20 protein-coding genes and 1 rRNA gene (1 of these 21 running past the window's edge) are annotated in these 26113 nt (G+C 69.4%); 5 read left to right on the forward strand and 16 right to left on the reverse strand.

Going from position 1 to position 26113, the window contains the following annotated elements; all coding sequences use genetic code 11:
* The 4 genes from OG349_RS09425 to thyX form a co-directional block, all read right to left on the reverse strand.
* A 16S ribosomal RNA gene (locus tag OG349_RS09425) occupies window positions 1–81 on the reverse strand; it reaches 1445 nt to the left of the window's first position.
* 521 nt (window positions 82–602) lie between these two features.
* Window positions 603–2288 (reverse strand): ribonuclease J, encoded by a 1686-nt coding sequence (locus OG349_RS09430; RefSeq protein ID WP_327234190.1) that lies wholly within the window; start codon window positions 2286–2288, stop codon window positions 603–605.
* 196 nt (window positions 2289–2484) lie between these two features.
* Window positions 2485–3384, reverse strand: a complete 900-nt coding sequence (dapA, locus tag OG349_RS09435; protein WP_161312982.1) for a 4-hydroxy-tetrahydrodipicolinate synthase — start codon at window positions 3382–3384, stop codon at window positions 2485–2487.
* A 218-nt stretch (window positions 3385–3602) separates the two neighbouring features.
* The gene (thyX, locus tag OG349_RS09440) at window positions 3603–4340 is read right to left on the reverse strand and encodes an FAD-dependent thymidylate synthase (protein ID WP_327234191.1); all 738 of its coding nucleotides are present in this window, start codon (window positions 4338–4340) and stop codon (window positions 3603–3605) included.
* Between the two features lie 289 nt (window positions 4341–4629).
* On the opposite strand from thyX, the gene OG349_RS09445 reads away from it, so the two are divergent.
* The gene (locus OG349_RS09445; RefSeq protein ID WP_327234192.1) at window positions 4630–5178 is read left to right on the forward strand and encodes a PH domain-containing protein; all 549 of its coding nucleotides are present in this window, start codon (window positions 4630–4632) and stop codon (window positions 5176–5178) included.
* 89 nt (window positions 5179–5267) lie between these two features.
* On the opposite strand, the gene OG349_RS09450 is transcribed toward OG349_RS09445, so the two are convergent.
* From OG349_RS09450 to eccD, 6 genes are all read right to left on the reverse strand, one after another.
* Entirely contained in the window at window positions 5268–5720 is a 453-nt protein-coding gene (locus OG349_RS09450; RefSeq protein WP_327234193.1) for a hypothetical protein, read from the reverse strand.
* Between the two features lie 13 nt (window positions 5721–5733).
* The gene (dapB, locus tag OG349_RS09455; RefSeq protein ID WP_327234194.1) at window positions 5734–6486 is read right to left on the reverse strand and encodes a 4-hydroxy-tetrahydrodipicolinate reductase; all 753 of its coding nucleotides are present in this window, start codon (window positions 6484–6486) and stop codon (window positions 5734–5736) included.
* A gap of 22 nt (window positions 6487–6508) precedes the next feature.
* Window positions 6509–7885, reverse strand: coding sequence for a M16 family metallopeptidase (locus OG349_RS09460; RefSeq protein WP_327234195.1), 1377 nt, complete (start codon window positions 7883–7885; stop codon window positions 6509–6511).
* Window positions 7882–10116 carry a polyribonucleotide nucleotidyltransferase gene (locus tag OG349_RS09465; protein ID WP_327234196.1) on the reverse strand — a complete coding sequence of 745 codons (2235 nt, stop codon included), beginning with the start codon at window positions 10114–10116 and terminating at the stop codon, window positions 7882–7884. Before OG349_RS09465 ends, OG349_RS09460 begins: the two co-directional genes overlap by 4 nt.
* 316 nt (window positions 10117–10432) lie before the next feature.
* Window positions 10433–10723 (reverse strand): 30S ribosomal protein S15, encoded by a 291-nt coding sequence (gene rpsO / locus OG349_RS09470; RefSeq protein WP_161312975.1) that lies wholly within the window; start codon window positions 10721–10723, stop codon window positions 10433–10435.
* A 249-nt stretch (window positions 10724–10972) separates the two neighbouring features.
* A complete protein-coding gene (gene eccD / locus OG349_RS09475) occupies window positions 10973–12472 on the reverse strand; it encodes a type VII secretion integral membrane protein EccD (protein WP_327234197.1) in 1500 nt (499 codons plus the stop codon).
* 274 nt (window positions 12473–12746) lie between these two features.
* Here eccD and eccCa point away from each other — a divergent pair, with 274 nt between their 5' ends.
* The 4 genes from eccCa to OG349_RS09495 all read left to right on the forward strand — a co-directional run bounded on the left by eccCa (window position 12747) and on the right by OG349_RS09495 (window position 20266).
* The gene (gene eccCa / locus OG349_RS09480; RefSeq protein WP_327234198.1) at window positions 12747–16724 is read left to right on the forward strand and encodes a type VII secretion protein EccCa; all 3978 of its coding nucleotides are present in this window, start codon (window positions 12747–12749) and stop codon (window positions 16722–16724) included.
* A 151-nt stretch (window positions 16725–16875) separates the two neighbouring features.
* Entirely contained in the window at window positions 16876–17364 is a 489-nt protein-coding gene (locus OG349_RS09485) for a hypothetical protein (RefSeq protein WP_327234199.1), read from the forward strand.
* The gene (locus OG349_RS09490; RefSeq protein ID WP_327234200.1) at window positions 17364–19664 is read left to right on the forward strand and encodes a DUF6571 family protein; all 2301 of its coding nucleotides are present in this window, start codon (window positions 17364–17366) and stop codon (window positions 19662–19664) included. The genes OG349_RS09485 and OG349_RS09490 overlap by 1 nt, the downstream gene beginning before the upstream one ends.
* On the forward strand, window positions 19661–20266 hold the full coding sequence (locus OG349_RS09495) for a hypothetical protein (protein WP_327234201.1): 606 nt from the start codon (window positions 19661–19663) through the stop codon (window positions 20264–20266). The genes OG349_RS09490 and OG349_RS09495 overlap by 4 nt, the downstream gene beginning before the upstream one ends.
* Window positions 20267–20384: 118 nt before the next feature.
* Here the strand turns inward: OG349_RS09495 and OG349_RS09500 are convergent, their stop codons facing one another.
* The 6 genes from OG349_RS09500 to mycP form a co-directional block, all read right to left on the reverse strand.
* Complete coding sequence (locus OG349_RS09500; RefSeq protein WP_161312968.1) at window positions 20385–20684, reverse strand: WXG100 family type VII secretion target; 300 nt, start codon at window positions 20682–20684, stop codon at window positions 20385–20387.
* Window positions 20685–20731: 47 nt separating this feature from the next.
* Window positions 20732–21091, reverse strand: a complete 360-nt coding sequence (locus OG349_RS09505) for a WXG100 family type VII secretion target (protein WP_327234202.1) — start codon at window positions 21089–21091, stop codon at window positions 20732–20734.
* Between the two features lie 95 nt (window positions 21092–21186).
* Window positions 21187–22443: a S8 family serine peptidase gene (locus OG349_RS09510; protein ID WP_327234203.1), complete on the reverse strand. Its 1257-nt coding sequence runs from the start codon at window positions 22441–22443 to the stop codon at window positions 21187–21189.
* A gap of 49 nt (window positions 22444–22492) precedes the next feature.
* On the reverse strand, window positions 22493–24148 hold the full coding sequence (locus OG349_RS09515; RefSeq protein ID WP_327234204.1) for a hypothetical protein: 1656 nt from the start codon (window positions 24146–24148) through the stop codon (window positions 22493–22495).
* A gap of 3 nt (window positions 24149–24151) precedes the next feature.
* The gene (locus OG349_RS09520; protein ID WP_327234205.1) at window positions 24152–24628 is read right to left on the reverse strand and encodes a hypothetical protein; all 477 of its coding nucleotides are present in this window, start codon (window positions 24626–24628) and stop codon (window positions 24152–24154) included.
* Window positions 24629–24867: 239 nt separating this feature from the next.
* Window positions 24868–26100: a type VII secretion-associated serine protease mycosin gene (gene mycP, locus OG349_RS09525; RefSeq protein WP_327238507.1), complete on the reverse strand. Its 1233-nt coding sequence runs from the start codon at window positions 26098–26100 to the stop codon at window positions 24868–24870.
* Window positions 26101–26113 lie beyond the last annotated feature (13 nt).

The raw sequence follows: 26113 nt of genomic DNA on the forward strand, positions 1-26113 counted from the left end.
CGAAAGGCTTCATCGTTCGACTTGCATGTGTTAAGCACGCCGCCAGCGTTCGTCCTGAGCCAGGATCAAACTCTCCGTAAATGTTCACCGGTAATCCGGTAGACACCACGTAAGAGCCGGGACCACCGGTCGGAATAAGACCCGTGATCCACAGCGTCCTCGCTGTGTTTCATTCAAAGGAACCACCAACCCACCAACCACAAGGGTTGAGCAGGCCGGGGTATCAACATATCTGGCGTTGACTTTTGGCACGCTGTTGAGTTCTCAAGGAACGGACGCTTCCTTCGGTCCCGTCTCCAGGGCCCTCCGGGCGCTTCCCTTCGGTATTTCGTGTTTCCAACCTTACCAGATTCATTTGGCTGTTCTTGCCGCTTGAATTCCGGTGGCCTTTGGATGGGCCTTTGTTTCTCTGCCTTTCGGCTGAACCGACTTTATCAGAGTGTCTGAGGCCGATTCCCCCACCTGTCGGGGAGCGTTCCGGGCTCATGATTAACCCGGGTTCCCGTTCGGTGGAGACGCAAACGTACTGGAGCGGGGGGCGCCGATGCAAATCGGGCCCCCCGCTCCGGGGTTGAGCCTCGGACGGACCGTCGGACGGACCGTCAGACCTCGACGACCACGGGCAGGATCATCGGGCGCCGGCGGTAGGTGTCGGAGACCCACTTGCCGACCACGCGGCGCACGAGCTGCTGGAGCTGGTGCGGTTCCGCGACGCCGTCGGCGGCGGACTTGGCGATGGCCTCCTCGACCTTCGCCAGGACGGCGCCGAACGCCGCGTCCTCGATGCCGGAGCCTCGGGCGTGGAAGTGGGGTCCGCCGACGACCTTGCCGCTGGTGGAGTCGACCACCACGTACACCGAGATGATCCCCTCCTCGCCGAGGATGCGGCGGTCCTTGAGGGAGGTCTCCGTGACGTCGCCGACCGAGAGGCCGTCGACGTACACGTAACCCGCCTGGACCTTGCCGACGATCCTGGCCTTGCCGTCCACGAGGTCCACGACCACGCCGTCCTCGGCGATGACGATGTGGTCCTTGGGGACCCCCGTCATCGCGCCCAGTTCGGCGTTGGCGCGCAGGTGGCGCCATTCGCCGTGGACCGGCATCAGGTTCTTCGGCTTGCAGATGTTGTAGAAGTACAGCAGCTCGCCCGCCGAGGCGTGTCCGGAGACGTGGACCTTGGCGTTGCCCTTGTGGATGACGTTCGCGCCCCACCTGGTCAGGCCGTTGATCACGCGGTAGACCGCGTTCTCGTTGCCCGGGATCAGGGACGACGCGAGGATCACCGTGTCGCCGCCGACGATGCGGATCTGGTGGTCGCGGTTGGCCATGCGGGACAGCGCGGCCATCGGCTCGCCCTGCGAGCCCGTGCAGACGAGCACGATCTGCTCGCCCGGGAGGTCGTCCAGCGTCTTCACGTCGACGACCAGGCCGGCCGGCACCCGCAGATAGCCCAGGTCACGGGCGATGCCCATGTTCCTGACCATCGAGCGGCCGACGAAGGCGACCCTGCGGCCGTGCTCGTGGGCCGCGTCGAGGATCTGCTGGATGCGGTGGACGTGGCTCGCGAAGCTCGCCACGATGATCCGCTTCTGGGCACTGCTGAACACCTGGCGCAGGACGTTGGAGATGTCCCGCTCGGGCGGGACGAATCCCGGGACCTCGGCGTTCGTGGAGTCCGCCAGCAGCAGGTCGATGCCTTCCTCGCCCAGCTTGGCGAAGGTCGGCAGGTCGGTGAGCCTGCGGTCCAGCGGCAGCTGGTCCATCTTGAAGTCGCCGGTGTGGACCACCATGCCCGCGGGGGTGCGGATGGCCACGGCCAGCGCGTCCGGGATGGAGTGGTTCACCGCGACGAACTCGCAGTCGAAGGGGCCGATGCGCTCGCGATGGCCCTCGGTGACCTCAAGGGTATACGGGCGGATGCGGTGCTCCTGGAGCTTCGCCTCGATGAGAGCGAGGGTCAGCTTGGAGCCGATCAGGGGGATGTCGGCCTTCAGTCTGAGCAGGAAGGGGACACCCCCGATGTGGTCCTCGTGACCGTGCGTGAGCACGATCCCGTCGATGTCGTCGAGGCGGTCCCGGATGGTGGTGAAGTCCGGCAGGATCAGATCGATGCCGGGCTGCTCCTCCTCCGGGAAGAGGACGCCGCAGTCGACGATGAGCAGTCGGCCGTTGTACTCGAAGACCGTCATGTTGCGGCCGATCTCGCCGAGCCCGCCGAGCGGGGTGACGCGAAGGCCGTTCTTGGGAAGCTTCGGCGGTGCGCCGAGTTCGGGATGCGGATGACTCAAAAGACTCTCCTCACCACGCACGCCACGTGCCGCTGAGGCACGTGGCGCGCATGACATTTGTGCACTTGCTGTTGTCTGTGTGGACCGATTTCTCGGTGTGGTGCTGTCGTGCTCCGTGCTGTCGTGCTGTCCCGCTTGTTCAGTTGTGAAGTATTCAGTTGTGAAGTCGGTGGTGGAGTCCGTGTGGAGTCCGGTGTCAGAGCTGTACCCCGCCGGCCGCCAGATCGATCTTGAGCTGGTCCGTTTCGGGGGCCGACAGCTCGACGAGCGGCAGGCGCAGCGGTCCGGCCGGCAGGCCCAGCAGGGCGAGCGCGGCCTTGGTGGTGATGACGCCCTGGGTACGGAACATGCCCGTGAAGACCGGGAGCAGCTTCTGGTGGATCTCGGTGGCCTTCTGGACGTCGCCCGTGAGGTGGGCGTCGAGCAGCTGGCGCAGCTCGGGGGTGGCGACATGGCCGACGACGGAGACGAAGCCGATCGCGCCGACGGCCAGGAGGGGCAGGTTCAGCATGTCGTCGCCGGAGTACCAGGCGAGGCCGGACCGGGCGATGGCCCAGCTGGCGCGGCCGAGGTCGCCCTTGGCATCCTTGTTGGCGACGATACGCGGGTGCTGGGCGAGACGGACAATCGTCTCGGTGTCGATGGGAACGCCGCTGCGGCCCGGGATGTCGTAGAGCATGACCGGCAGGCCGGTGGAGTCGGCGATCGCGGTGAAGTGCCGGTGGAGCCCTTCCTGCGGCGGCTTGCTGTAGTACGGGGTCACGGCGAGGAGGCCGTGCGCGCCGGCGCGCTCGGCGGCGCGGGACAGTTCCACGCTGTGGCGGGTGTCGTTCGTGCCGATGCCCGCGATGATGTGGGCGCGGTCGCCGACGGCGTCCAGGACGGCCCGTACGAGCTGGTCTTTCTCCGCGTCGCTGGTGGTCGGCGACTCGCCGGTGGTCCCGTTGAGGACCAGGCCGTCGTTGCCTGCGTCGACCAGGTGCGCGGCGAGCCGCTGGGCACCGTCGAGGTCGAGCGCGCCGTCCGCCGTGAAGGGCGTGACCATCGCGGTGAGGACCCGCCCGAAGGGGGTCTGCGGAGTGGAGATCGGAGCCATGGGTAACACGCTACTCGCTGCTCAGCTCGCCGTGTCCCCTTGGGGGACGGGACAAGAGGAGCCCGGCACTGCCTGCTCGGGGGTTCAGGCAGTGCCGGGTCCGTTTGATCAGCCTAGATGAACTTCTCGAAACCCCGCAATACGGACACTTCACCCCGCCGACCGTACATCTGTGCCCCGGACGGGCCACGGAACGGGCTCCGAGCCGCAGGATCGTTCTAGGGGGCGACTCGGCCATTGGCGTTGAAAGCCGCGTGGGTGAGGGGCATGAGCGCCGCCCAGTGCGCCTCCATCCGCTCCCCCACCATCTCGATCTCCCGCTGCGGGAAGGACGGCGTCCTCGCCTGTTCGTGCTGGGTGCGCAGGCCGAGGAAGTGCATCAGCGAGCGCGCGTTGCACGTCGCGTACATCGACGAGAACAGGCCGACCGGTAGCACCGCCCGCGCCACCTCGCGCGCGACGCCGGCCGCGAGCATTTCCTGGTACGCCTCGTACGCCCGGAGGTACGAGTCCTCCATCACGCGGCCGGTCAGGTGCTGCTGCTCCCGGGTGCCGTCCACGAACACGTACTTCCCGGGGCGGCCCTCCTGTACCAGCTTGCGGTCCGCGCCGGGGACGTAGAAGACCGGCTGGAGCTCCCGGTACCTGCCCGATTCCTCGTTGTACGACCACCCGACCCGGTGACGCATGAACTCGCGGAAGACGAAGATCGGGGCGCTGACGAAGAACGTCATGGAGTTGTGCTCGAAGGGGCTGCCGTGGCGGTCCCGCATCAGGTAATTGATGAGTCCCTTCGAGCGCTCGGGGTCCTTCGAGAGCTCCTCCAGGGACTGCTCACCTGCGGTGGAGACGCGCGCGGCCCACAGCACGTCGGAGTCGCCGGCGGTGTGCTTCACCAACTCGACGGTCACATCGCTGCGGAAGCTCGGCTTGGTCTCTGCGGGGGTGTCGCTCACCGGCGGGGTCCTTCCAGTTACGTCGCTCGGGCGGCGCCCACTCTACGGCGCGGCACTGACAGCGCCCCCGCGACAGCGCGCCGGACCGCCGCCGTTCGGACCGCCGTTCGCCGGACTGCCCGCGCCGGCAAGGGATCGGACGGCTACTCATACGCACCTCACGGCGACGGTCCGCAGCCGTTCGGGCCCCGATGGCGCGCCCGGCCCCCCTGGGGTGGTCCGGGCGGGGACCTGGTCGGTAGCCTCACCGGGCACAGCAATCGAGCGTGCTTGTGAGTGAGGATCAGTCGTGCCCCTGCCCTTCCTGACGGCCGACCGGGCTTTTGACGCGACCACGGACGATGTCGCGTTGCCGTTCGACGATCATGATCAATGGCGGCGTCCGTACCGCCCCGGCCCCTGGCGGGTGGCGGCGGCGGCGCTGCTCCTGCTGCTGGCCTCGTTCGTCCTGCTCGCGGGGACGGTCACCGCGGCCGCGGGCAGCGCCTCGGGCGCCTATCTCTGCCTCGCCCTCGCCGGCGTGGGCATCGCGGTCGCCCTGCGGCTGCTGCGGGTGGGCGCCTGGGTGAGCCGGCACGGCGTCCGCCGTGTCCTGCTGCTCAGGACGCGGACCGTGGCCTGGGACCAGGTCACCGAGGTCCGTACCGTCCAGCAGCCCGTACGGTGGCTCGGCCTGCCGCGCACCGTGCAGGGCCAGGCGCTCTCCCTCGTCCTGCGGCAGGGAACGCCGCTGCCGCTGCTGACGGACCACAACGCGGACTTCCTGTCGCGTACGGAGGCGTTCGACCGGGCCGCGGACACGGTCGAGGCGTGGGGGGACGAGTACCGCCGTCCCTGACGGCTCGCCGCGTCACATCACCGACCCCGAGCGGGGCCCGGCCACCCGGCCGGGCCCCGCTCGGGCGTGTACGGACTGTTCCGCGCCGCTCAGGCGCGTACGGGCTTGTTGTCGTGGAGCGCGATCGCGCGCTGCATCGCCTTGCGAGCCCGGGGCGTGTCGCGGGCGTCGTGGTAGGCGACCGCGAGCCGGAACCAGCAGCGCCAGTCGCCCGGCGCGTCCTCCGTCTCCGCGCGGCGCCTGGCGAAGACGGCGTCGGCGGAGTCGCGGTCGATGCGACCGCTCTCCGTACGGGTCAACTCGTCCACCGGCAGGCCGCCTTCGGCGTCCAGCTCCTCGGCGAGGCGGTTGGCGCGGCTGACGAACTGGGTGTTCTTCCAGAGGAACCACAGGCCGATGGCCGGCAGGATCAGCACCGCGATCCCGAAGGCGACGGTGAGCGCGGTGCCTTGTTCGATGAGCAGCACACCACGGCTGCCGACCAGGACGAAGTAGACGACCAGGACGGCGGCCGTGACGCAGTAGGTGATCTTCGCGCGCATGGGTGCGGTCTCGTCAGCTCAGGTCGAGGAAGTGTTCCAGGCCGTAGGTGAGGCCCGGGGTGGACACCACACGCCGCACGCCGAGCAGGATGCCCGGCATGAAGCTGCTGTGGTGCAGGGAGTCGTGGCGGACGGTGAGCGTCTCGCCCTCGCCGCCGAAGATCACTTCCTGGTGGGCGAGAAGCCCCCGGAGGCGTACGGAGTGCACGCGCACGCCGTCGACGTCCGCTCCCCGCGCGCCTTTCAGTCCGGTGACCGTCGCGTCGGGCTGCGGAGGCAGCTGCGCCTCCTCGCGGGCCGCCGCGATGAGCTGGGCGGTGCGGCCCGCCGTACCGGACGGGGCGTCGGCCTTGTTCGGGTGGTGCAGCTCGATGACCTCGACGGACTCGAAGTAACGGGCCGCCGACTGCGAGAACTTCATCGTGAGGACGGCCCCGATGGAGAAGTTCGGCGCGACGAGCACCCCGGTCTCGGGCGAGGCCTCCAGCCAGGAGGTCAGCCGCCCGAGACGCTCGTCGTTCCATCCCGTGGTGCCGACGACGGCGTGGATGCCGTGGCCCACGCAGAACTCCAGGTTGCCCATGACCGCGTCGGGGTGGGTCAGGTCGACCGCGACCTGGGTCCCGCTCGCCGTGAGGGCCTCCAGCGTGTCGTGCTGGTCGAGGGCGGCGACCAGTTCCAGGTCCTGGGCGGCCTCGACGGCCCGTGCGGCCTCGGAGCCGATACGGCCCTTGGCTCCGAGGACGGCCACGCGCAGCTTGTTCATCGTTCTGCTTTCCTTACCGCGGTCAGGAGACCGCTTCGTCAAGACGGGCCGCCTGCTTGTCCTTGAGCGGTCCGATGACGGACAGCGAGGGGCGGTGTCCCAGTACATCGCGGGCGACCGCGCGTACCTCGTCCGGGGTGACGGCGGCGATTTTCGCCAGCATGTCGTCCACGGACATCTGGCTGCCCCAGCACAGTTCGCTCTTGCCGATACGGTTCATCAGCGCACCCGTGTCCTCCAGGCCGAGGACGGTGGAGCCGGAGAGCTGGCCCACCGCGCGCCCGATCTCGTCGTCGCTGATGCCTTCGGTGGCGGCCTTGTCCAGTTCGTCCCGGCAGATCTTGAGGACGTCGTGGACCTGGTTCGGTCGGCAGCCCGCGTACACGCCGAAGAGTCCGCAGTCGGCGAAGCCCGAGGTGTACGAGTAGACGCTGTAGGCGAGGCCGCGCTTCTCCCGTACCTCCTGGAAGAGCCGGGAGCTCATGCCGCCGCCGAGCGCGGTGTTGAGGACCCCGAGGGCCCAGCGCCGCTCGTCGGTGCGGGCGAGTCCCGGCATACCGAGGACGACGTGGGCCTGTTCCGTCTTGCGGTTCAGGACGTCGACTTTGCCGGCGGTGCGCAGGGCGCGGGTGCCTTCGCGGGGGGCGAGGGGGACCGCGTCCGTACGGGACAGGGCGCCTGCCCGGTCGAACGCCTTGCGGACCTGGCGTACGACCGTGGCGTGGTCGACGTTGCCCGCGGCCGCGACGACCAGGTGGGTGGGGTCGTAGTGCTTCTTGTAGAAGCGGGCGATGCGGTCGCGGTCCAGGGCCTTGACGGTCTCGACGGTGCCGAGGACCGGGCGCCCGAGGGGGGTGTCGCCGAGCATGGTCTGCGCGAACAGGTCGTGCACCACGTCACCCGGGTCGTCCTCGGTCATGGCGATCTCTTCGAGGATGACCCCGCGTTCCGCCTCGACGTCGGCGGCCTCGATGAGGGAGCCGGTGAGCATGTCGCACACGACGTCGATGGCGAGCGGCAGGTCGGTGTCGAGGACACGCGCGTAGTAGCAGGTGTACTCCTTCGCCGTGAAGGCGTTCATCTCACCGCCGACCGCGTCGATGGCGGAGGAGATGTCGAGGGCGCTGCGCCGGTTCGTGCCCTTGAACAGGAGGTGTTCCAGGTAGTGGGTGGCCCCGTTGAGCGTGGGCGTCTCGTCCCGGGAACCGACCTGGACCCAGATGCCGAAGGTGGCGGAGCGCACCGACGGCAGGGATTCGGTGACCACGCGCAGGCCGCCGGGCAGGGTCGTACGGCGGACCGTCCCGATGCCGTTCTCGCCCTTGAGGAGCGTTTGGGTACGGGCAACGGCCCGCGCCTCCGAGGAGGTGCGGGCCGTTGCCCTGGAGCCGGTTGTCACGAGGTCGCTTCGTCCTTCGCGTCTTCGGTGGCCGTACCGTCGGCGGACTCCTCGTCCTCCATCACGGGGATGAGGGAGAGCTTGCCGCGCTGGTCGATCTCGGCGATCTCGACCTGGACCTTCTGGCCCACCCCGAGGACGTCCTCGACGTTCTCGACGCGCTTGCCGCCGGCGAGCTTGCGGATCTGCGAGATGTGCAGCAGTCCGTCCTTGCCGGGGAGCAGGGAGACGAAGGCACCGAAGGTGGTGGTCTTGACGACCGTACCCAGGTAGCGCTCGCCGACCTCCGGCATCGTCGGGTTGGCGATCTGGTTGATCGTGGCGCGGGCGGCCTCGGCGGCGGGGCCGTCGGCGGCACCGATGTAGATGGTGCCGTCGTCCTCGATCGTGATGTCGGCGCCGGTGTCCTCCTGGATCTGGTTGATCATCTTGCCCTTGGGGCCGATGACCTCACCGATCTTGTCCACCGGGATCTTGACGGTGATGATCCGGGGGGCGTTGGGGGACATCTCGTCCGGGACGTCGATGGCCTCGTTCATCACATCGAGGATGTGGAGGCGGGCGTCGCGGGCCTGCTTCAGCGCGGCGGCCAGGACCGAGGCGGGGATGCCGTCGAGCTTGGTGTCGAGCTGGAGCGCGGTGACGAACGTCTTCGTACCGGCGACCTTGAAGTCCATGTCGCCGAAGGCGTCCTCCGCACCGAGGATGTCGGTGAGGGTGACGTAGTGGGTCTCGCCGTCGATCTCCTGCGAGATCAGGCCCATGGCGATGCCGGCGACGGGGGCCTTGAGGGGCACACCGGCGTTCAGCAGGGACATCGTGGAGGCGCAGACCGAGCCCATGGACGTCGAGCCGTTGGAGCTCAGCGCCTCGGAGACCTGGCGGATCGCGTACGGGAACTCCTCGCGCGTCGGCAGCACCGGCACGAGCGCGCGCTCGGCCAGGGCGCCGTGACCGATCTCGCGGCGCTTCGGCGAACCGACGCGGCCCGTCTCACCGGTGGAGTACGGCGGGAAGTTGTAGTTGTGCATGTAGCGCTTGCGGGTCACCGGGGAGAGGGTGTCCAGCTGCTGCTCCATGCGGAGCATGTTGAGGGTGGTGACGCCCAGGATCTGGGTCTCGCCCCGCTCGAACAGCGCGGAACCGTGCACGCGCGGAATGGCCTCGACCTCGGCGGCGAGCGTACGGATGTCCGTGACGCCACGGCCGTCGATGCGGACCTTGTCCTTGATGACGCGCTCACGGACCAGGGTCTTGGTGAGCGAGCGGTACGCGGCGGAGATCTCCTTCTCGCGGCCCTCGAACTGCGGGAGCAGCTTCTCGCCGGCGAGGCCCTTGACGCGGTCCAGCTCGGACTCGCGCTCCTGCTTGCCGGCGATGGTGAGCGCCTTGGCCAGCTCGCCGCGGACGGCGGACGTGAGCGCCTCCAGGACGTCGTCCTCGTAGTCGAGGAAGATCGGGAACTCGCCGGTGGGCTTGGCGGCCTTGGCGGCGAGGTCCGACTGCGCCTTGCAGAGCGAGCGGATGAAGGGCTTCGAGGCTTCGAGGCCGGCGGCGACGATCTCCTCGGTGGGAGCCTCGGCGCCGTCCTTGACCAGCTGGATCGTCTTGGGCGTGGCCTCGGCCTCGACCATCATGATCGCGACGTCGCCGTCCTCCAGGACGCGGCCCGCGACGACCATGTCGAAGACGGCGTCCTCAAGCTCGGTGTGCGTCGGGAAGGCGACCCACTGGCCCTTGATCAGGGCGACGCGGGTGCCGCCGATCGGGCCGGAGAAGGGCAGGCCCGCGAGGATCGTGGAGCAGGAGGCGGCATTGATCGCGACCACGTCGTACAGGTGGTCGGGGTTGAGCGCCATGATCGTCTCGACGACCTGGATCTCGTTGCGCAGGCCCTTCTTGAAGGACGGGCGCAGCGGGCGGTCGATGAGGCGGCAGGTGAGGATCGCGTCCTCGGACGGCCGGCCCTCGCGGCGGAAGAACGAGCCGGGGATCTTGCCGGCCGCGTACTGCCGCTCCTCGACGTCCACCGTGAGGGGGAAGAAGTCGAGCTGGTCCTTGGGCTTCTTGGAGGCGGTCGTGGCCGACAGCACCATGGTGTCGTCGTCCAGGTAGGCCACGGCGGAGCCGGCGGCCTGACGGGCCAGTCGGCCCGTCTCGAAGCGGATGGTGCGGGTGCCGAAGGTTCCGTTGTCGATCACGGCTTCGGCGTAGTGGGTCTCGTTCTCCACTAGTGTTCTCTCCTCGTCTTCGTCCGGTGCCCGTGTGGCAGGGGACGTGGCGGAGAAGCGCTCCTTGGTGCGGGCCGGTCTTCGATCGAAGCACCCGGGGCCGCGGCGTGGGCCGCGCGCCTTTCCGGGCGCCACTACCGAGGACCGGCGGCGGCGGAGTTCGCTTCTCCTCTTCTTCTTCTGTTGTGCTCTTCGGTGGTGCTTCGGTTGTGCTCTTCTGTGGTGCTCCCGCACCAGATTACGTGGTGCGGGTCGTCATACGGCGAAGGGAGCGGTCCCCGGGATGGGGGAACCGCTCCCTGTCACGGCGTCGGGATTACTTGGCACCGCCGGCGGCACCGCGGCGGATGCCCAGGCGCTCCACCAGCACACGGAAGCGCTGGATGTCCTTCTTGGCCAGGTACTGAAGGAGGCGGCGGCGCTGGCCGACCAGGATCAGCAGGCCACGGCGGGAGTGGTGGTCGTGCTTGTGCACCTTGAGGTGCTCGGTCAGGTCCGAGATCCGGCGCGACAGCATGGCGACCTGGACCTCGGGGGAGCCGGTGTCGCCTTCCTTCTGGCCGAACTCGGTCATGATCGTCTTCTTTGTAGCGGCGTCGAGCGGCACGCGTACTCCTCGTGGGTCTTCGTGGCCATCGAGTGCCCCAGGTCGAATACTCTGGGGAGCTTCCGTAACTCGGGAGGCTGGGGATCCGCTGTGTGCCGACCGGGGAGCCTTGGGATCCGTGAAGGATCCGTCGGGGCGCCGGGGTCACGTACACAGACGGCCGTCGCCCAGAGTACCAGCCGGTTCACGCACTTCTCACCCGGGTACGGCACCGGCTCGGGCGGTCCGCGTCAGCTCGGACGGTCCGCGTCAGGACGTCATGGCCCGGATCGAGTGGTAGACGTCGAAGACGGCGAGGCAGAGCGGTACGAGCGTGAGCAGCACGCAGGATTCCGCGATCTCCAGGAAGCGGCCCCAGAACGGGGTGACGCCCTTGCGCGGCACGATCAGCCCGATGGCCGTGATCAGCGCGGCGACGGCGGCGACCGCGGTGGTGAGCCAGACCGTACGGATGTCCAGGGCCCGGCCGTCACCGGCGAGGGCCTCGCGCATCAGGCCGGCGGGCGGGTTGAGGCAGAGGCCGAGCACGAGGAGCACCAGCGCCCCGAGGCCCGCGGCCAGGGCGCAGCCGACCTGTGCGGTGTAGCGGAAGAGGTGGGCGCGCATGAGCATGGCGACGCCGGTGGCGAGGGCGAGGAGCTGTCCCCACACGTCGTCGGAGAAGCCGAGCACCGCTGCGGCGGCCACGGCCACCAGCGCGCAGCCTCCGACCAGGCCGACGAGCAGTTCGTGGCCGCGCCGGGCCTGGGCGGCGATCCGCCCGGCGTCGACGGTGCCCTGGGGCTCGGGGTCGGTGCCGTACCCGCCGACGCCGGTACGGGGCGGTTCGAAGCCGATCGGGAGCCGGGCGAAGCGGGTGGAGAGGCCGGGCAGGAAGGCGAGGGCGCCGACGGCGAGGGGGGCGCAGAGCGCGGCGGTCTCGGCGGGCTCCAGGTGGCGGGTGATCGCGACGAAGGTGAGCAGGAGACCGGTGGCGGCGGCGAGGACGAAGGCGACGAAGGGGCCGTCGCCGCCCGGGGAGACGATCACCAGGATCACGGAGGCGACCAGGACGGCGGCGCAGGCGAGCAGGAACTGGAGCCGCCCGATTCCTTCTCCCGCGCCGAGGGGCAGCAGTCCTGATCCGCCGACCGCCATGTTCGCGAGGGAGCCGATGCCGAGCGCGACGGAGGAGGCGCGGTCGTCGTACACCCGGGCCCGTACGGCGGAGAGCGCGAGCAGCAGGACAGCGGTGACGCCGGCGAGGACGCCGGGCAGGCCGTGCATGTCGTGCCGGGGGTCGGCCGTCCAGAGGACGAAGCCGAGGAGGACGAGGAGGACCGCGCCGCCGAGGAGTCCGGCGGCGCGCATCAGCCGGTCGGTCCACAGGGCGCGGTCGCGGGCGACGGCGGAGGCGACGGCGTCGGACACGTCGTCGAAGACGGCCGGCGGCAGGGATTCGGCGAAGGGGCGCAGGGACAGCAGCTCGCCGTCGAGGATGCGCTGGGCGGCCAGGGACAGGGCGCTGTCCAGTACGGTGCCGTCGCGGCGTACCAGGTGGTATCCGACGGGGGCGCCGTCGGCGGGGCTCTGGCCCGAGAGCCGCAGGATCTCCGGGTAGAGGTCCGCGACCGCGATGTCCTCGGGCAGTGCCACGTCGACGCGGCTGTCCGGGGCGACGACCGTGACCCGGCAGAAGCCGGTTCCGCCGCCGGACGGGGCCGGGGAGGTGGGGCGGCCGGTTCCCGTGGCCGCCGCTGGGGCCGTCATACTCACCTGCTGCTTCCCCTCGTGGTTCTGGTCGTGCCCGCCGTGGAGATGTGGTGTGCGGTGTGGGGACACCGGTCCCGGGGGCCTCGCGGGTGCGCCCCGAATGCCCCTCTTCTTGCGGTAGTTCACGAGTTGGCGAGGGGGGTGAACGCGTCGGGTCACACTACCGCCAACCCCTGGGTCCGGGCGCAAGTAGGATCCCTGCCGCGGATGGAACCCGTCGCCACGGGGGCGCCGACAGAAACATTCCGTCCGGCGAGGGAATGGGTGAGCTGTGAGTCAGATCGTCGTCAAGCGCCCACCGCGGGTCCTGCCGTCCGAGGTGCCCGGCGACCAGGTGCAGGTGCAGCCTCCGCCCGAACTCCCGCGCGGGCAGCAGGAGGGCGCGCTGATGCAGTTGCTCCCGATGCTGGGGATGGGCGGCTCCGTCGTCTTCTTCTTCATGACCCCGAATCCGATCATGCGGATCATGGGCATGGTGATGATCGCGTCGACGGTGGCCATGGCGATCGCGATGCTGGTGCGCTACCGGCGCGGCACCCAGGGACAACTCGCCGACCTGCGGCGCGACTACCTCAAGTACCTGACGCAGACCCGGCGCGCGGTGCTACGGACGGCGCGTCTCCAGCGCGACGCGCAGTACTACCTCCACCCGTCCCCCGAGCAGTTGTGGGCGCTGGTCGCCGAGGGGAGCCGGGTGTGGGAACGGCGGGTCGGTGACCACGACTTCGGGCAGGTACGGATCGGTCTGGGCAGCCAGGAGCTGGCCACGCCGCTGATCGCGCCCGAGACCGCGCCGGTCGACGAGCTGGAGCCGCTGACCGCCGGCGCCATGCGACAGTTCCTCACCGCCCACGGCACGTTGGACGGGCTGCCGATGGCCGTCTCGCTGCGCGCCTTCTACCACGTGACGGTGGGCGGCGAGGCCGGGTCTGTGCGGTCCACGGCCCGCGCGATGGTCGCCTCGCTCGCCTCCCTCCACTCCCCCGACGACCTGGTGATCGCGTTCGCCACCGGGCGTGAGGAGGCCGCCGCGTGGGAGTGGGCGAAGTGGCTGCCGCACGTCCAGTCCGCCGGCACCACCGACGGGGCGGGCAGCCGCCGCCTCATCACCCCGGACCCCTGGGAGCTGGAGACGCTCCTGGCCGGGCACCTCGAAGGCCGCCCCCGTTTCCAGCCCGGCGGCCAGCCCCTGCTGGACCGGCCGCACGTCGTGGTCGTCCTGGACGGCAGGACCGTACCGCCGGCCTCGGCGCTCGCGGCGGCCGAGGGGCTCCAGGGGGTGACGGTGATCGAGGTCGTGCCCGGCGAGGTGACCGGCGCGCGCGGCAGCCTCTCCGTGGTCGTACGCCCGGACGCGCTCCAACTGGAGGTCGGGAACGGCCTGGTGTACGACGGGGAGCCCGACCTGCTCAGTGTGGCGGCGGCCGAGGCGCTGGCCAGGCAGCTCGCCCCGCTGCGGGTGGCGTCGGGCGGCGACGACGACGAACCGCTGCTGGCCAACCTGGACTTCACCGATCTGCTGAACCTGGGCGACGCGGCGTCCGTCGACGTCACCCGGACCTGGCGGCCCCGCTCGCAGGCGGAGCGGCTGCGGGTGCCGATCGGGGTCGGCGAGGACGGCAGTCCGGTGATGCTGGACCTCAAGGAGGCCGCGCAGGAGGGCATGGGGCCGCACGGACTGTGTGTCGGCGCGACCGGTTCCGGCAAGTCCGAGCTGCTCCGTACCCTCGTACTGGGTCTCGCCGTCACACACTCCTCGGAGACCCTCAACTTCGTCCTGGCGGACTTCAAGGGCGGCGCCACCTTCGCGGGCATGTCGCAGATGCCGCACGTGGCGGCGGTGATCACCAACCTGGCGGACGACCTGACGCTGGTGGACCGCATGGGCGACTCCATCCGCGGTGAGCTGAACCGCCGTCAGGAGATGCTGCGCGACGCGGGGAACTACGCCAACATCCACGACTACGAGAAGGCGCGCGCGGCGGGTGCCCCGCTCCGGCCGATCCCGTCGCTCGTCCTGGTGATCGACGAGTTCAGCGAACTCCTCACCGCCATGCCGGACTTCATCGAGATGTTCGTGCAGATCGGCCGCATCGGGCGGTCGCTGGGTGTCCATCTCCTCCTGGCCTCCCAGCGGTTGGAGGAGGGGCGGCTGCGCGGCCTGGAGACGTACCTCTCGTACCGCGTCGGTCTGCGGACCTTCTCCGCCGCCGAGTCGCGGGCGGCGCTGGGGGTGCCGGACGCCTACCAGCTGCCCAACGTGCCGGGTTCGGGGTATCTGAAGTTCGGTACGGACGAAATGGTGCGCTTCAAGGCCGCGTACGTCTCCGGGGTGTACCGCACGGGCGCGCAGCGGGACGCGGTGCCCGGCGGGCCGCTTCCGGTGGACCGCAGGCCGGTGGCGTTCACGGCGGCGCCCGTACCGGTGCGGTACGTGGAACCGGCCCCGGGGCCCGTCGTACCGGAGGCGCGGGCGGCGGAGGACGACGCGCTCGCCGACTCCGTACTGGACGTGATCGTGCGGCGGTTGGAGGGGCGGGGCGCGGAGGCGCACCAGGTGTGGCTGCCGCCGCTGGACAACCCGCCGCCGCTGGACGAGGTGCTCCCCGGGCTCGCGGACGTGCCGGGGCGGGGGCTGACTCAGCCCGGGTACGAGGGGGCGGGGCGGCTCGTCGTACCGCTCGGGGTGGTCGACAAGCCGTTCGAGCAGCGGCGTGACACGCTCTACCGGGACTTCTCGGGGGCGGCGGGACACATGCAGATCGTGGGCGGTCCGCAGTCGGGCAAGTCCACCCTGCTGCGGACCCTGATCTCGGCGTTCGCGCTCACGCACACGCCGCAGGAAGTGCAGTTCTACGGGCTGGACTTCGGCGGGGGCGGCCTGTCGTCGGTGGCGCGCCTGCCGCATGTCGGCGGGGTGGCCTCACGGCTCGATCCCGAGCGGGTGCGGCGTACGGTCGCCGAGGTGTACGGCATCCTGACGCGCCGCGAGGAGTACTTCCGGGCCGCCGGGATCGACTCGATCGCGACGTTCCGGCGGATGCGGGCGCGGGGTGACATCTCGCCGGCGGAGCAGCCGTGGGGCGATGTGTTCCTGGTGATCGACGGCTGGGGCAACTTCCGTTCCGACTACGAGGGTCTGGAGCAGGCGGTCCTGGAGATGGCGGCGCGCGGCCTCGGGTACGGCATCCACGTCGTCCTGACCGCGTCCCGCTCGATGGAGGTCCGCGCCAACCTCAAGGACCACCTGATGAACCGGCTGGAGCTGCGGCTCGGCGACACGATGGACTCGGAGCTGGACCGCAAGTCGGCCGTCAACGTGCCGGCGGGGGTGCCGGGACGCGGTCTGACACCGGAGAAGCTGCACTTCATGGCCGCGGTGCCGAGGATCGACGGCATCAACTCGGACAGCGACCTGTCGGAGGCGACCGCCGCGATGGCCCAGGAGGTCACCCGGCACTGGACGGCGCCGGGGGCCCCTGCCGTACGGCTGCTGCCGCGCGAGCTGCCGGCGGCGGAGCTGCCCGGGGGCGCGGAGCGGCCTGACCACGGGATCGCCTTCGCCATCGACGAGAACAACCTGGAGCCGGTCTTCGTCAACTTCGAACGCGACCCGTTCTTCCTGGTGTTCGGGGAGAGCGAGTCCGGCAAGTCCAACCTGCTGCGGCTGCTGATCAAGCAGCTGGCCGAGCGGTACGACGGCGACGCCTGCAAGCTCTTCGTCATCGACAACCGGCGCGGGCTGCTGGGTGTCACTCCGCCGAGCCACCTGGCGGAGTACGTGCCGATGTCCAACAACATGGAGCACCACGTCGACGCGCTGGTGAATCTGATGCAGCGCCGTACACCGTCCCCGGATGTCACGGCGGAGGAGTTGCGCGAGCGCAGCTGGTGGCGGGGTCCGACGGTGTACGTGGTCGTGGACGACTACGACCTGGTCTCCACGTCGAGCGGCAATCCACTGGCCAAGCTCGCCGAACTGCTGCCTTTCGCGCGGGACGTGGGGGTCCGGTTCATCATCGCCCGCAACACGGCGGGCGCGAGCCGGGCGGCGTACGAACCGTTCATGCAGCGGATGCAGGAGCTGGGCGCCCAGGGTGTCCTGCTGTCCGGCGACCCGAACGAGGGCGATGTGCTGGCGGGCGTACGACCCCGCCCGATGCCGGCGGGCCGCGGGGTGTTCGTCTCCCGGCGGCGGGGGAATCCCCTGGTCCAGACGGGGCTGGTGGCGGAGGGGCCCGTGTCGTGACGGGCCGGCGGTGGAGGCGGTCCGGGCAGGCCGGGGCGTGTGAGGCGGAGGGTGGTCGCGCGCGCCGGACCGAGGATGAGCTGAGAACGCGGTCGGTCCGAGTGAATGGCGCGCACCGGAGTACCGGGCGCACGGGGGAAGGAGCCCGCACATGGCGTGGGACGAGTGGGAACAGCTGAAGACCGCGGCGGCCGAGAGCCGGTCGACGCAGATGCGACTGAATCAGCTTCCGGCCGACATGGGCGGGGGCGGCGGAACCGCCGGCGACGCACAGGGCGATCTCAAGGTCACCCAGTCCGATCTCGCCGCGATCGGGGACAGGGCGTTCAAGCTGTACAACCGGTTGTGGAAGGAAGCGCGGGTCGCCGTGCCGAGCAGCGACAAGGCCGCCGGTGACCTGACGACGCAAGGGTTCGCACTGGGTGCGGCGCTCCAGCATGTCTCGGTCCGCTGGGAGGACCAGCTGAAGTCGCTGATGGACGCGTGTGCCCATATTTCGAACCACATGGACTACACGAAGAACGCGCACACCGGTGACGAGCACTTCATTCAGGGTCAGTTGAGCGGTATCGCCACGCTTGACCAGGGCTTTGACGAGGCGTACGGCGAACCGGGCAAGACGAACAAGGGGGACGACTGATGAACCTGGAGGACCTGCGCTTCGCTCGCTTCAAGCTGCTCGACGGCGCGATCGCCGACTGGGCGGCGATGGTGCGCAACCTCGTGGACCTGGAGACGGAGGCGGACAACGGGCTCAGGGGGCAGGCGAACAAAGCCAACTGGACCGGTGTCAACGCCACTGTCTCCCGCAAGTTCATCGGCAGGACGGCCGAGGAGTTCAAGGACGCCCACACCCAGGCAACCTCGATCAAGAACATTCTGAGCGACACGCGGGACGAGCTGAAAGAGCATCAGCGGGCCCTGGAGGCGGCCCTCGACCGCGCGCTGAAGAAGAACCTCACCGTGACGTCGACCGCGGGCGGCGGTTTCACGGTCACCATGAACATCCACCCCGACCGGGCCGCCAAGGGAACAACCGTTCCCGAACACAGCGAGAGTGACGTCACCCTCTTCCGGGACGAGATCCAGGGCATCCTCGACCGGGCGACGCAGAGCGACAACTCGGCCGCCACGGTGCTCAGAGCGCTCGCCGACCAGAGCAGGTACGGCTTCTCGGGGGCCGCGTACAAGGACCGGGACTCCGCGGACGGCGCGCTCAAGGAAGCGGACCGGCTGGCACGGCTGGCACGGCAGAAGCCGGGGGATCTCAGCGTCAAGGAGTTCGACGAACTCAACGCGGGACTCAAGAAGTACGCGGACGACGAACTCTTCGCGGAGCGCTTCGCCGCGCAGTTGGGCGCCAAGGGCACGCTGGAGTTCTGGGCCGGCATCAACGATCCGCACGACGGCGCCCGGCTGGGCCATGAACGGGTCGGGCAGTACGGCGAGTTGCAGAAGAACCTCAGCCTGACGCTCGCGACGGCCAGCCAGAGCGACAGCCAGAGCATGACGGACTGGAAGCGGGACATGACGGGCCTCGGCAGCCAGCCGGTGGGCAGGCCGGGCGGTCCCATGGGGTTCCAGGTCATGAGCAACCTGATGCGGTGGGGCGACTTCGACGACGGGTTCCTCAAGAGCTACGGCGGTGAGCTGATCAAGACCGAGAAGAAGATCACCGACAACGGCGGTCACGCGCCGCTGGCCTGGCAGCGCATGGGGATGGACCCGTTCCTGAACCGCACAGGGACCGACTCCGGCTCGGACCCGATGACGGGCTTCATGAAGGCCCTGTCGAACAGCCCGGACGCGGCGACCGACTTCTTCAGCGACTCCTTCGTGACGAAGGACGAGGACCACGACTTCAAGCGTGAGGGCGCGGACGGCAAGGAGGTGAAGGCCGGGCTCAGTAATTTCGACTACCTCTTCGAGGAGCGGGACTGGCCGCAGGAACAGAACAGCGAGGGTGAGCGGAGCGACACGGGCCGCAACGCGATGGCACTGGCCCTGGAGGCCGCCACCACGGGCCACCCGGCCGGCGAACTACCGGGCCCGGACACGCCGGCCCACAACGCGCGGCAGGCGAAGCTGGTCGAGAGCCTGGTGGCGTCCATCGCCGACGACTCGGAGCGTCTGACGAAGCACGGCTACATGTCGGACAGCATCGGGCAGATCGCGGCGGAGTACTTGCCGGACATCACGCTGGCCACGACGGAGGACACCCGTGGCAGTGCCAAGAACCTCTTCCCCATCGCCGGAGAAAGGGCCGATCTGAGTCACGCCTCCGTGACGCGTTTCCTGGTCAGCGTGGGCCAGAACCCGGAGGGATTCGCGAATGTGGAGGTCGGCCAGAAGGCGTACATGGCCAACCTCCTCGACTACCACATGAATCCCGATCTACCTGCCGATCTGCGCTATCCCCACTCACCCGAGGACACCATCAAAGAGATCGCGCGCAGGTCGGGTGAGGTGGGCGGAACCATCGCCGTCGGCCGGCAGGAAGCGGTGCTGGGCCCGGCGAGCCAGGCGGACGGAGATTTCGAGGACGCCGTGGCCCAGAAGAAGAACACCTGGTCCGGTGCTATCGGAACAGGTGTCGGCGTAGGGGTCAGCTTCATCGCGACGCCCGTCGGTGGCGCTGTCGCGAGTGGCGTCGCCGGGACGGTGAGCAGCGTGGTTCTTGAACACATTTTCCAGCAGTCCGAGCCGGACCAACTCCAGGAAGCCGGCAAAAGCGCCGGGGCGATCTGGGAAGCCAGCACGAAGAGCAATGTGGGTATCAGCCAGCTGGCAGCGGAAACCGCGGTCAAGGCCCATGGCGCACCGTACGGCGAACAGGCGCTCGAATGGGCAAGGATCGGCACCCTGGACGGTTTCGGAGACGCTTCCGTGAACGTGGCCCAGATGGCCGATGACCTCGAAACGGAGATTCAGCCGGGATGACCGTCTCCTTCCGAGAAATCGCTCCTTCCACCTCAGGGGACACCTTGAAGCACCCGGAGAAACCCCGCGGCCGCGGCCGGGGCGGAACCATCGCACTGGCCGGAGTATTGCTCCTCGCGGTCTGCTCGGCCTCCTGTTCGTCGCCGCCGAAGAAGGAGTACGAAACTCCTGACGCCCTCTGCGGAGTCTCTGTCGACCCCGGACTGGTCGCGCCCTTCCTGCCGGCGGGGAAAAAGATCTCCATGCACCCCGACAACAGCATTCAGGGATGGATGCTGTGTGACGTGGGTGTCGACGGCACGCGGGTCCTGTCCGCGAACACCAAGTGGGAGGAGGGCTCGCTGCGCGAGGTGGCGGGCGATCCGTTGAACGGTGTCGACGTGAACAGCACGACCACACCGGACAAGCGTTATACGTATACCCGCCTGGGTGGTATCGGGCTGGTCGACTGCCAGGATCCCAAACGGCCCGAACAGCAACTTGTCGCCTCTGTACGCGTCATGAAGAAATCCGGCAGCGAAGCGGAGATGAAGAAGCTGATCACCGCGTTCACCGAGGGCGTGGCAGGCTCTGCCGAGTGTGCGCGGCGGAGGCTGAAGTAGCCCGCCGCACCGCCGCACCCGTACACGAAGACGAGGCGGGGTGGGCGCCTCCCGCGCGTGCCCACCCCGCCCTCGTCTCGCTTCGTTCGTTTGCCCCGGTCCTGCCCCGCTCTTCCGCTCAGTGGAAGTTCGAGGCCGCCTTCTGGTCTCCGGCCTTGTACGCCGGAGCCGCTTCCTGCACGGCGCGGGAGATCTGGAGGAGCGCCGTGTGAATGGCCATGGCGTCCTTGTCCCACTTGGCCTGGGCGCCGTTGTACGCCTCGCGGGCCTCGCCCTCCCAGAGGTCCGACACCGAACGGATCTTCGCCTGGATGGCCTTGAGGCTCTGGTCGAGCCGGTCGGCCTGGGTCTTGATGTCCCGGGCGGCCTCGTCGAGCCGGGTGTACGTGACGATCATCGTGCCGTCGTTCTGCGCCATGGAAGTCCTGCCTCTCTGCTTACCGGTTCACTCGGTCGGGTCAGCTGTCAGTAGTGGTTGAGGTTGGACGTCGCCTTCTCCGCGCCGGGGTCGCCCGAGTAGCCGTCGACCACGTCCACACCGCGCAGCGCCGCCTCGACCTCGTCGTCGGTGTTGCCGGCGATGGTGCGGGCCGCCTCGATGGCTTCCTGGAAGTTGAGCAGCAGATTGCCGATACCGACCATGTTGTTGTTGATCTGCGTCTGCTTGGCGTTGAACGCCCCGGCGCCGATGCCCGCCCAGTGGCCTTCGAGGCTGTCGATCGTCGCCTGGAGCTTGTGGAGCTGGCCCTTGACGTCGTCGAAGCTCTTGGTGAGTTCGCCCTGGAGCGACTTGAGCGCTACACCGTTCACCTTCTGGACTGCCATGCGATGGTTCCTTTCCTGGGGCTGGGGTCGCGGTGGGTCGGTGTCCCACCGGTCGAGGAGTGTGTGTACGTACGTGGCTCGCGTGCGTACGGTCGTCAGGCCGTACGGCGCCGGCGGAGCACGGCGAAGGTCCCTCCCGCGAGGACCACCACGGCGACACCGCCGAGGATCAGGCCCAACTGCCCGCCGTCCGACGTGTTCTCGGCCGAGCCTGCCACGACGGCTTCGGAGCCGGGCTTGCCCTTCTCGGGCTGTGACGATGCCGGTGCGGACGGGGAGGGGGACGCAGAGGCGACGGGGAAGATCTCGTCGGCGAGAAGCTTGGCGTCGGGAGGGCCCGGGTTGCCCTTGCCGTTGAGGATGATCTCGCGGGGGCGGATCAGGCCGTGGCCGAGGTAGGTGCTGACGGTCTTCTTGTCCCAGTCCCGACTGGCTGTGTCGTACAGAACGCGGAGTACTTGGTTCGCCGTCCAGTCGGGGTGCTGGGACCACACAAGCGCTGCCGACGCCGAGAAAAGCGCTGCGGCAGCGGTCGCCCCTCCCCCGTCTTCGCAGTAGCTCTGGAACGTCGCGTCGCACCAGCGCGGGATGTCGGTTCCGGGAGCGGCGATGTCGACGTCGTCGCCATGTTGCGAGAAGTCGGCCACACCGCCCTTCCGATCCGCGGAAGCCACGCCGACAACCTCGGAGAACCGGGCCGGGTACTGCGGCTTGTTCCCCTTCTTCGCGTTGTCGCCCGTGCCCGCGATCAGCAGCTTGCCCTTGCTCAGGGCGTATTCGAACGCGGTGGTCTGGGCGAAGGTGTCCAGACCGATCGCGTACTGGTTTCCCACCGAGATCTGGATGATCTGGGCGTCGCTGTCCGCCGCGGCCCGGATGGCCTGCTTCAACGGATCGTTGATCTGGGGCACCTCGTCGTACTTGAGAAGAGGCAGCTTGATCGGAATGATCTTGGCGCCCGGCGCCAGGCCGCGCAGTCCGCCACCCTTCCCCGTACCCGCGATCAGCTCGGCCGTGGTGGTCCCCTGGCCGTTCGTGTCCGCCGTCGAGCCACCGCCGCCTTCGGTCGTGGCGTCGACCCCCTTCAACACCTGGCCCTTGAGCGACGGAGTGGACGGGTTGACGCCGGAGTCGATGACCGCGACCTTGATGCCCTCACCCGTGGTGACCTTCCACATGTCCTCGGCATGCATCGCGTCCAGGTACCACTGCTTCGACCGCTGGTCCGCCGCCGAGGCGTCCGGGGCCGTACCGGCGATGCCCAGGGTCCACGCGCTCAGCGCGGCCACCACGCAGAGCAGTTCCCGCCGCACCGGACGGGACCTGCTGCCACGCTTCCGGGCGGGGCTCATTCCTGCCGTCATCCTGGCTTCCGAACCTTCCTCGGTGCCTGTTCGGCGCCTAATCGATCACCGGCGGCCCGGCGGGGCGCCGGCCGGCCGTCCATGTCTCTTCGTCTTCCGTCAGGTAGTCAGGACGCGATACGGCATCGTCCTGTTCTTCTTCCTCCGGCCGCCGTCCGCCGGGACCTCGGACGAGGCCCGAGCCTCCCTGGGTGAAGCCCGCACCGGGGCGGGACCGGGAGGCGGCGCCGCGCGGCGTGCCGACGACCCCGTTCGTACTGGCGGTGCCCCGCGCGCCGGACCGGGGTGTGTTCGCGGGGTTCGCCCCGACCACACCACCCCGACCGGTCCTTGCGCCGGTGGCACGGCCGGAGGCCGCTCCCTCACCGCCGATGACGTTCCCCCGTGGCATACGGGAGCCGGTGGCGCCGGCAGCACGCTGCGGGTTTCCGCCCACGATGCCGTTCCCACGGCCTGCTCCCGCGCGACCGGCGGGGGTCTGGCCCGTACCAGCACCTGACGCACCGGCGCGTCCTGCCGCTCCGGAGCCGCCGCCGATCGTTCCCGCCCGGCCGGCCGTACCGGAACCGCCCGATGCCGTCGGCGTACGTCCGGCCGCGCCGCCCTTGCCGAGCGATCCGGCGCTCTGGCCCACGGACTTGGCGTAGCCCTGCGGGCCCTTCGATCCGGATCCGCCCCGGGAGACGAGGTTCGCCGGTCCGCCGGCCGGGGGAGGCACGGTCCCGCCCCCGGAGCCAGGTCCTCCTGTCGAGGACGGAAGTGTCGACGCGTCCGGGAGCGCGGGGGCAACCGGCGGTGCCACCACGTTGTCGATCTCCACCGACGTCTCCCGCTCGGGCGCGGGGGTGATCGGGCGGACGGTGTCCAGATCCCTCTGCGACCGGTCCGCGTCGCCGAGGGAATCCGAACGCGTCGACACCGACGAGACCTCGGACTCGTCCGACGGGCCGTCGCCCACGTCCCTCGCACTCTTGGCGCGGACCGAAGGGCCCACCTTGCTCGGCGGGGGCACGTTCGCCTTGAGGACCCGGTCGAACTTCGGTGGTTCCTGGGCCGCCAGGGTCTCCTCGGAGACCGCGTAGAACGACGCCAGGCGGTTCATCTGGTTGATGGCCTCCTGGCGGTCCCTCTCCACCTTCTTCGCGGCCTCGTAGTCCGGATTGCCGTCCACCTGCTTGACCATCTCGATGTCCTCGACACTCTGCTTGCGCAGCCGGGTGTCGCGGGGCGGCATGGACTTGTGCACCGACGCCAGGCCCGTGCCCGCGGCGGTGATCTGCGTCGCGGCCACATCGGCGAACGCGCCCAGTCCCCGGGCGTGTTCGGCGAGCCCTCGGCCGAACGAGCGGAACTCGTCGCCCGATTGGCCCTTCCACTCGACCTTCTCGACGTAGTCCTGGAGTTCCTGCGCGGCGTCGGCGAGCGCGTCCCTGGCCTTCCAGAGGGCGTTGCCCGCGGTCTCCAGATCCGCCGGGTTCGCGGTCTCCACCAGGTCGATCATGGCGTTGAGGTCGTGGCCCTCGAAGCTGGTCCTGGCGAAGGGGCCTGGGCCGCCGCCGGATCCGAAGAGGCCGCCGATGATCGACGACACCTTCTGGGTGATGTCGATGGCACCGAGTTGACCCTGGACCCGCGCCTGGTCCTGCTGGTGCTGTTCCTCGGGGGTCAGTTCCTCCGTATTTCCGTCAGTCATGGGTCACCACCCCTGTTCAGAGTTCGACTTGCCGCTCTTCTCCGGCCCGTGCTCGCCCTGCTGCGCGCGTTTCTCTTCCGCCCTGCGGTCCTCAAGGATGCGGGTCTGGATCCTCGCGTACCGCCGCCGCACGTCTTCCTCGACGTTGTCGAACCCGACCTCCGCCGCGTGCACCCCGATGCTCAGCGTCTCGATCTGATCCCCCAGCGTCCGGGAGAGCGAGACGAGCGACTGGTGCACGCGGCTGTACTGGGCGTACAGCCCGTCCGCCTCGGCGAATGTCGCGTTGCTCCCGCTCAGCGAGGTCCTGGCGACCGTCTGTGCCGCCACCTTCGTGTCTCCGGCCGCCCCGCGCTCCAGGTCCGCCAGCAGATCCTTCACCCGGCTCTGGAAGCGTTTCAGCGCGCCGACACCGCGTTCGAGGTCGCTCCCACCGGTCGAGGCTCCCCCGCCTCCCCCGCCGTCCGCAGGGATCACCATGCCTTTGTTCCTCTCCCCGTTTACCTCAACTGCCTCAGTCACCTCAGTGGTCCTACGTTGCGATCGTGGCGCCGCACACAACAACCGCACCTGTACATCTCACTCTAGCGATCGGCTCCGACAGCCCCAAGGACGTTGTCCGCGCCGGGACTTCCTGTTACGGCTTCAATACGGGGGTGCGGGGACTGTGCACGCGCAACTCCTCACGCGGCACTTCACACGGCACCGCACGCGGCACGTCAGGCCCGCCGCGTACGCCTCCGTGCGTCGCGCAGAGCCACCGCGCCGCCCGCTATCGCCGCCACCAGCACTCCCGCGCCCACGAGCACGTACGTCGCGAGGCGTGTCGCGCGTTCCTCCGGCGACTCGCCGACCTGGAACCGGGCCGCCGCGGGCGCCGCCACCGGGTCGGCGCCCCGGTCGGCGACCGGTGCGCCGAGGGGCTTGTCGTCCTCGGTCAGGGCCCGTACCGGGTCCACGACTCCCCAGCCCACCAGGCGGTCGTGGCCCGCGATGGAGCGTTCCGCGGTCTGTTCGATCTGGGCGACGATCTGTTCCCGCGTCCAGTCCGGGTGCTTGCCCTTGATGAGCGCGGCGACGCCGGCGACGTACGGGGCGGAGAAACTCGTACCGTTGTCCGCGCAGTGGCCGCCGCCGGGAACGGTGGAGACCATGTCGACGCCGGGGGCCGCGACCCCGACGAACTCGCCGGACTGGGAGAAGGCAGCCCGTTCGTTGTTCCTGTCGGACGACGCCACGGCCAACACACCTTTGTACGAGGCCGGGTAGGTCTCCTTGACGTTCCCGCCGAGGCCGTCGTTGCCCGCCGAGGCCACCACGACGACGTCCTGGTCGAGGGCGTTGTCCACCGCCTGCTTCAACTCGGGTGCGGGCTCGACCGCGTTGGCCGTGTCCTGGGAGATGTTGATGACGTCGGCGCGCGCCTCGACGGCGTAGGTGATGGCGTCGGCGAGGGTCTCGGCGGTGCCGTGGCCCTCGGCGTCGTTCTGCTGGATGGGGATGATGGTGGCCCCGGGCGCGAGGCCGACGAAGCCGGTGCCCTCCCTGGGGCGGGCCGCGATGATCCCGGCGACCTTGGTGCCGTGGCCCACGGTGTCCGTGGTGCCGTCCTCCTTGCCGCGCTCGATCGTGCCGCCGAAGTCGTCCTTCAGCCCCCGTTTCATCTTGTTGCGGCCGCTCTTCACGTCGACGGCCGGGGTGAGTTGGGGATTCCTGACGTCGACCCCGGTGTCGATGACCGCGACCCGTACCCCTTTGCCGGTGGACTGCGACCACAGTTCGTCGAGCAGCACCCGTTGCAGCGCCCAGGGACGGCCCGCGTACGGCTTGCTGGGGAACGTGCACTGGGTGTCGGTGGGGCCCTCGGCCGCGGCGGACGCGGGCAGGACGAGGAGGGCGGCCGCCGCGGTGACCACGGTGGCGGTGGTGGCGAGGAGCCGCCGGTCGGCCATCTGCGCTCTTCCC

This window comes from Streptomyces sp. NBC_01317 (genome assembly GCF_035961655.1).
Classification (GTDB): Bacteria; Actinomycetota; Actinomycetes; order Streptomycetales; family Streptomycetaceae; genus Streptomyces.

What these genes read in the sequence shown, in the direction of transcription:
- dapA (WP_161312982.1), bottom strand. Translation starts at nt 3,384, where the DNA reads ATGGCTCCGATCTCCACTCCGCAGACCCCCTTCGGGCGGGTCCTCACC.
- OG349_RS09450 (WP_327234193.1), bottom strand. Translation starts at nt 5,720, where the DNA reads ATGCGCGCGAAGATCACCTACTGCGTCACGGCCGCCGTCCTGGTCGTC.
- dapB (WP_327234194.1), bottom strand. Translation starts at nt 6,486, where the DNA reads ATGAACAAGCTGCGCGTGGCCGTCCTCGGAGCCAAGGGCCGTATCGGC.
- eccD (WP_327234197.1), bottom strand. Translation starts at nt 12,472, where the DNA reads ATGACGGCCCCAGCGGCGGCCACGGGAACCGGCCGCCCCACCTCCCCG.
- OG349_RS09485 (WP_327234199.1), top strand. Translation starts at nt 16,876, where the DNA reads ATGGCGTGGGACGAGTGGGAACAGCTGAAGACCGCGGCGGCCGAGAGC.
- OG349_RS09490 (WP_327234200.1), top strand. Translation starts at nt 17,364, where the DNA reads ATGAACCTGGAGGACCTGCGCTTCGCTCGCTTCAAGCTGCTCGACGGC.
- OG349_RS09495 (WP_327234201.1), top strand. Translation starts at nt 19,661, where the DNA reads ATGACCGTCTCCTTCCGAGAAATCGCTCCTTCCACCTCAGGGGACACC.
- OG349_RS09500 (WP_161312968.1), bottom strand. Translation starts at nt 20,684, where the DNA reads ATGGCGCAGAACGACGGCACGATGATCGTCACGTACACCCGGCTCGAC.
- OG349_RS09505 (WP_327234202.1), bottom strand. Translation starts at nt 21,091, where the DNA reads ATGGCAGTCCAGAAGGTGAACGGTGTAGCGCTCAAGTCGCTCCAGGGC.
- OG349_RS09510 (WP_327234203.1), bottom strand. Translation starts at nt 22,443, where the DNA reads ATGAGCCCCGCCCGGAAGCGTGGCAGCAGGTCCCGTCCGGTGCGGCGG.
- OG349_RS09515 (WP_327234204.1), bottom strand. Translation starts at nt 24,148, where the DNA reads ATGACTGACGGAAATACGGAGGAACTGACCCCCGAGGAACAGCACCAG.
- OG349_RS09520 (WP_327234205.1), bottom strand. Translation starts at nt 24,628, where the DNA reads ATGGTGATCCCTGCGGACGGCGGGGGAGGCGGGGGAGCCTCGACCGGT.
- mycP (WP_327238507.1), bottom strand. Translation starts at nt 26,100, where the DNA reads ATGGCCGACCGGCGGCTCCTCGCCACCACCGCCACCGTGGTCACCGCG.